This is a genomic window from Mycobacterium sp., from assembly GCF_052144515.1.
In the GTDB taxonomy this organism is placed as follows: Bacteria; Actinomycetota; Actinomycetes; order Mycobacteriales; family Mycobacteriaceae; genus Mycobacterium.
Genome location: NZ_JBKQQD010000342.1, coordinates 1 through 5,635 on the forward strand (window position 1 = coordinate 1; position 5,635 = coordinate 5,635).

Here is a 5,635-nt window from a genome sequence, read left to right on the forward strand (position 1 = left end):
GGAGAAGGCCCGCAACTCAGCACTAGCGGGGCGACGATGCGCGCCGCGAAGCGGCGTGAGGAGAAGGCCCGCAACTCAGCACCAGCGGGGCGACGATGCGCGCCGCGAAGCGGCGTGAGGAGAAGGCCCGCAACTCAGCACCAGCGGGGCGACGATGCGCGCCGCGAAGCGGCGTGAGGAGAAGGCCCGCAATTCAGCACCAGCGGGGCGACGATGCGCGCGACTGAGCAGTCCGGCAAACCGACACGACGCGAGCCGCGCTTGCCGCCGGAATCGTGGTCTAACGTTGAGGCCGTGGCAAATTCGCGCCCAGAGCCGGGGCAGCCGGGTACAAATCCGGGACAAGAGGTGGAATTGGATTTCGCCCGTGAGTGGGTGGAGTTCTACGACCCGGAGAATCCCGAGCACCTGATTGCGGCCGACCTCACCTGGTTGCTGTCGCGCTGGACGTGTGTGTTCGGCACCCCGGCGTGCCGCGGCACGGTGGCGGGCCGGCCGGACGACGGATGTTGCTCGCACGGCGCGTTCCTGTCCGACGACGACGACCGGGCCCGATTGGACGATGCGGTGAAGAAGCTGACCGACGACGATTGGCAGTTCCGCGAAAAAGGCTTGGGCCGCAGGGGCTACCTCGAGCTTGATGAGAACGACGGCCAATCGCAATTTCGCACGCGCAAACACAAAGACGCGTGCATCTTCTTGAATCGGCCCGGGTTCGCCGCCGGGCCCGGCTGCGCGCTGCACAGTAAAGCCCTCAAGCTGGGTGTGCCGCCGCTGACGATGAAACCCGACGTCTGCTGGCAGTTGCCGATCCGGCGCAGCCAGGAGTGGGTGACCCGGCCGGACGGCACGGAGATCCTCAAGACCACCGTCACCGAATACGACCGGCGCGGCTGGGGCTCCGGTGGCGCCGACCTGTACTGGTACTGCACCGGCGACCCGGCCGCCCACGTCGGCGCCAAGCAGGTGTGGGAGAGCCTGGCCGACGAACTAACCGAACTGCTCGGCAAGAAGGCGTATGCGGAACTCGCGTCAATGTGCAAGCGCCGCAGCAAGTTAGGGCTCATCGCGGTGCACCCGGCGACGCGGCTCGCCGAGTAGTCGGGTAAGTCTCCGAGCCGCGTCGATAACACTCGACCATGCGCAGCGCGCTGGCGCGCAGGTATGCCTCGATCGCCGAGGCGGCGGCCGCGGCGTCGCGCGCCACCACGGCCTCGGTGATCCCCCGCAGGTCGGCCACGACCGGCTCGGCGTCGTCGTAGGCCCCGGTGAGCTCGTGCTCGCGGCCGCCGAAGGCGTGCTCGACCCAGCGATACAGCAACCCCAACGCACGGTTGCGGGTGCTGTGGATGAGCACACGGAAGTAGGCGAGGTCGGTGGACTGGCGCGCCACGGCCGTGTCCGCCTCCCGCACCGCTGCCAGCGCGGCGCGTAGCGCCTCGGCATCGTCGGGCGTATGCCGCTCTGCCGCCAACTGGCCGATCAAGGGGCCTAACGCCGCGCGAATCTCGAGCAACTCAACGAGGAACTCCGGGCCCAGTTTGCGCACCAGCGCCTCGACCACCGCGGGATGGGTGAGTCCCTCCGGGTCGCGGACCAGGTTGCCGCTGCCGTGGCGGGCTTCGATCAGGCCCATCTGCTGCAACCGGGCCAGACCCTGCCGCAACGACGTGCGGTTCACACCGAGCTGTTCGGCCAGGTCCCGCTCGGGCGGCAGCGTCGAGCCTGGCGCGAAGACGCCGTCGAGGATGGCGTCGGCGATCGACGCAGCGATCTGTTCGTCCACCCGGTGCCGGTCGGGCGGCTGAATTGGACTTGACTGGTTCATTGGCTCAACCAATATAGTGGATGGATCGACGCAGTGACCAACACGAAGTGCGAGTCGGCATCGAGTGTGCGTCCAGGGCGGAAAATCGCCGGTTTTGCGCCCTGGGCGCACACTCGGCGCCGTGAAAGCACAGTCGATCCAACTCACGGAGGCGAGTAGTGGACAAGCAAACCCGGGAACTGCGATCGGCCGCCGCCCCGCGCTGGCGTGGCAAGGCCGGCCGACTGGAAGTCTTCTACGCCACCCTGTCCGATCCACAGACCCGCGCCGGCCTGTGGATTCACTGCGAGACGGTCGCGCCGACGCACGGCCCCGCCTACGCACACGGCTGGGCCACCTGGTTTCCCGCCGACGCGCCGCCGCGCACCGAGCGGTTCGGCCCCGAGCCCGTCCAGCCTTCAGCGGGTGCGGCCTGGTTCGACGCGGCCGGAGCACGCGTGAGCCAGGAGGAGCTCGCTGGACGTTGCGGGTCGCTGGCGTGGGAGCTGTCCTGGAAGGACACCGGCGCGCCGTTGTGGACGTTCCCCCGCCTGGCGTGGGAGCGCGAGTTGCTGCCGGGCGCGCAGGTGGTGCTCGCCCCCACCGCCGACTTCACCGGCTCACTCACGGTGGACGGCACCATGCACCGGGTCGACGGCTGGCGCGGCGGCGTCGCCCACATCTACGGACACGGCAACGCCAAACGCTGGGGATGGATTCATGCGGACCTCGGTGGCGGCGACGTCCTGGAAGCAGTCTCGGCTGTCTCGCACCGACCTGGCCTGCGCCGGCTTGCGCCGCTGGCGTTCATTCGCTTGCGTATCGATGGAAAGGATTGGCCCACAAGCCCTTTGCCGTCGCTGCGGATGCGCACAACGTTGGGTCTGCGGCACTGGCAGATGGAGGGACGCGTCGGCGGCAAAGCCGCGCTCATCCGCGTCGACCAGCCGCCGGACCGGTGCGTGAGCCTGCACTACACCGATCCCGACGGCGGCACCGCGGTGTGCACCAACACCGAACAGGCCGACATCCACATCGAGATCGGCGACCAGCAGTGGTCGGTGCTGGGCACCGGACACGCCGAAGTCGGTCTGCGCGGTGCCCAGGCCCCTGCCGTCGACGAAAGGATCCCGTCGTGAGTTTTCTCCTTGACCCGCCGTTGCTGTTCGCCTCCGGGGTACTCATCGAGCGCGCGCTGCCGCAAGAGCGCCGCGACTTGGCCGAGGCCGCCACGCTCGGCGTCTTTTTCGGCGGATCCTTCGGGCTGTACAACAACGTGCCCGGCCTCGGGCTGCTGTGGCGACCGTTCCGCGCCCGCAACGGCCGCGACTTCATGTGGAACAGCGGCGTTTTCGGCGTGAACACGAAAGACGCCCAGTGGCCGCTGCACGCGGCGGCCGGGGGCATCTTCGCAACCTACCCGTTCTTCCTCAAGCTCGGGCGAAAGCTCGGGCGCCGCAAATGAGTTCGTTGGCGTCCTTCGGCACCGCACTACTGCCCGAGGAGCACGGCGGCCCCTCGCCGACCCTGCTGGTCGATCGCGTCGACCGTTACCTGGCGCGGATGCCGTCGACAACGCGGCTGGCGCTGCGCGCCGGGTTGCTGTCGGTCGGCGCGGCGAGCTACCTCACCACCGGCCGGTCGCTGTCCCGGCTCAGCCCAAGCCAACGCGACCAGGTGCTGCGGCGGGTGGCCGCGCTGAGCCCGGACGCCAGTGCGGCCGTCGAGGCCATGAAGGTGATCGTCCTGCTGGCCAACGGCGCCGACACCTATGCACCGGAGTTGCTCGCCCGGGCCCAAAAGCACGACGTGGCACGGCCCGACGCGACCCTGACCATCACGCCGTCCACCGAGAGCCCCTCCTTCGTCGCCGCTGACGCGGTGATCGTCGGGTCCGGCGCCGGTGGAGCGATGGCGGCCCGCACCCTGGCGCGGGCGGGCTTGGACGTCGTCGTGCTCGAGGAGGGCCGGCGCTGGACGGTCGATGAGTTCCGCAGCACCCACCCGATCGACCGCTATGCCGGGCTGTACCGCGGCGCCGGGGCGACCCTCGCGCTGGGCCGTCCGTCGGTTGTGCTGCCCATCGGCCGGGCGGTCGGTGGCACCACCGTCGTCAACTCCGGCACTTGCTTCCGACCGCCGCTGGCGGTACAACGGCGCTGGCGCGACGAATTCGGTTTGGGCATAGCGGATCCGGACCGGCTGGGCGAACACCTCGACGACGTCGAGCGCACCCTGCGGGTGGCACCGGTGCCGCTGGACATCATGGGCCGCAACGGGCGCCTGCTGCTCGACGCCGCCATGTCGCTGGGCTGGCGGGCGGCGCCCATCCCACGCAACGCGCCGGGCTGCGAGGGCTGTTGCCAATGCGCGATCGGCTGCCCCCGCAACGCCAAGTCCGGCGTCCATCTCAACGCGCTGCCCCAGGCGTGCGCGGCCGGTGCACGGATCGTCTCGCAGGCACGGGTGGACCGGGTGCTGCATCAGCACGGACGCGCCCGCGGCGTGCGGGCCCGCCGGCCCGACGGCACGGCGCTGGACGTGCTTGCGGACACGGTCATCGTCGCCGCCGGCGCCACCGAGACGCCAGGCTTGTTGCGGCGCAGCGGAATTGGAACACATCCGCGGCTGGGCCGAAACCTCGCGCTGCATCCGGCGACAATGCTGGCCGGGCGCTTCGACGACGACGTCCTCGCGTGGCGCGGCGTGCTGCAGAGCGCCGCCGTGCACGAGTTGCATGAGTCGGACGGCGTGCTGATCGAAGCGACCTCGACGCCACCGGGCATGGGGTCGATGGTCTTTCCCGGCTACGGTGCCGAGCTGCTGGGCTGGCTCGACCGGGCACCTCAGGTCGCGACGTTCGGGGCGATGGTGGCCGATCGCGGGGTTGGCTCGGTGTCCTCGGTGCGCGGAGAGACACTGGTGCGCTACACCATCGACCGGGCCGACATCGCCAGGCTGCTGGTCGCGCTGGAGGCTATGGGCCGGCTGCTGTTCGCCGCCGGCGCGGTCGAGGTGCTCACCGGTCTGCCCGGCGCGCCGACCGTGACGTCGCTGCCCGCGCTGCAGGACGTGTTGCGCCGCAGCAACCCACGAAGCCTGCACCTGGCCGCGTTCCATCCGACGGGCACCGTGGCCGCCGGCGCCGACGAGCGGCTCTGTCCGGTCGACGAACGCGGTCGGTTGCGCGGCGTCGACGGTGTATGGGTGGCCGATGCGTCGATCCTGCCGAGCTGCCCCGAGGTGAACCCGCAGCTCTCGATCATGGCGCTGGCTTTGGCGCTCGCCGAAGAAGTGTCGGCGGCTCGGTAGGTCAGTCAGGTTCGGAGACCGGGTTGAGGGTGTCGCTGTCGGCGGTGATGCCCGCTGTGAGGCTCAGCGGCACCGCGTCCAGATCTGGGTTCGCCAGTAATTCCTCGATACACACTTCGGATGCGCCGATATAGGTGCTGTCAAGGTCGATTTCGGTCGCCACGCACCAGGCGTGGTCTTCTGGCCACCATAGGTTGCAGGACTGGCTCATGAGCCGGGAACTCACCGAATGGGCGACCGCTGCGACCGGACCGCGCGCCAAGTGGTAATTGCGATTCGGCAGCTGGAATGTCGGCTGGTCGGAAAACACCTCGCCGAGGGAACCCCAGCCCTCCCATACCGCAAACCAACAGTCGTCGGTGCGCGCGGTGTGCCCGGCCAGGGTGCGGACTAGGACGCCGCTGATTTAGTGTGCCGGTTTCGGCGTGGCTGGGCGGGGTTGGCGCGGGTGTGCCTGGAGAATCGGTGTGTGGCTTTGGGACGTGAGAATCGGCAGGGTCGATTCGATGACGTGAT

6 protein-coding genes are annotated in these 5,635 nt (G+C 69.4%); 4 read left to right on the top strand and 2 right to left on the bottom strand.

Annotated elements, in window-relative coordinates:
• The first annotated feature begins 294 nt into the window (after positions 1–294).
• The gene (locus tag ACLP9N_RS22700; RefSeq protein WP_442409502.1) at positions 295–1,101 is read left to right on the top strand and encodes a hypothetical protein; all 807 of its coding nucleotides are present in this window, start codon (positions 295–297) and stop codon (positions 1,099–1,101) included.
• Here the strand turns inward: ACLP9N_RS22700 and ACLP9N_RS22705 are convergent.
• On the bottom strand, positions 1,064–1,828 hold the full coding sequence (locus ACLP9N_RS22705) for a FadR/GntR family transcriptional regulator (RefSeq protein ID WP_442409503.1): 765 nt from the start codon (positions 1,826–1,828) through the stop codon (positions 1,064–1,066). The genes ACLP9N_RS22700 and ACLP9N_RS22705 overlap by 38 nt on opposite strands.
• A 158-nt stretch (positions 1,829–1,986) precedes the next feature.
• Here ACLP9N_RS22705 and ACLP9N_RS22710 point away from each other — a divergent pair, with 158 nt between their 5' ends.
• From ACLP9N_RS22710 to ACLP9N_RS22720, 3 genes are read left to right on the top strand one after another with little or no spacing between them, the layout of a single operon-like run.
• Positions 1,987–2,946: a hypothetical protein gene (locus ACLP9N_RS22710; protein ID WP_442409504.1), complete on the top strand. Its 960-nt coding sequence runs from the start codon at positions 1,987–1,989 to the stop codon at positions 2,944–2,946.
• Positions 2,943–3,272 carry a hypothetical protein gene (locus ACLP9N_RS22715; RefSeq protein ID WP_442409505.1) on the top strand — a complete coding sequence of 110 codons (330 nt, stop codon included), beginning with the start codon at positions 2,943–2,945 and terminating at the stop codon, positions 3,270–3,272. The genes ACLP9N_RS22710 and ACLP9N_RS22715 overlap by 4 nt, the downstream gene beginning before the upstream one ends.
• Positions 3,269–5,119, top strand: coding sequence for a GMC family oxidoreductase N-terminal domain-containing protein (locus ACLP9N_RS22720; RefSeq protein ID WP_442409506.1), 1,851 nt, complete (start codon positions 3,269–3,271; stop codon positions 5,117–5,119). The genes ACLP9N_RS22715 and ACLP9N_RS22720 overlap by 4 nt, the downstream gene beginning before the upstream one ends.
• A gap of 1 nt (position 5,120) precedes the next feature.
• Here the strand turns inward: ACLP9N_RS22720 and ACLP9N_RS22725 are convergent, their stop codons facing one another.
• Positions 5,121–5,429: a hypothetical protein gene (locus tag ACLP9N_RS22725; protein ID WP_442409507.1), complete on the bottom strand. Its 309-nt coding sequence runs from the start codon at positions 5,427–5,429 to the stop codon at positions 5,121–5,123.
• Between the last annotated feature and the right edge of the window lie 206 nt (positions 5,430–5,635).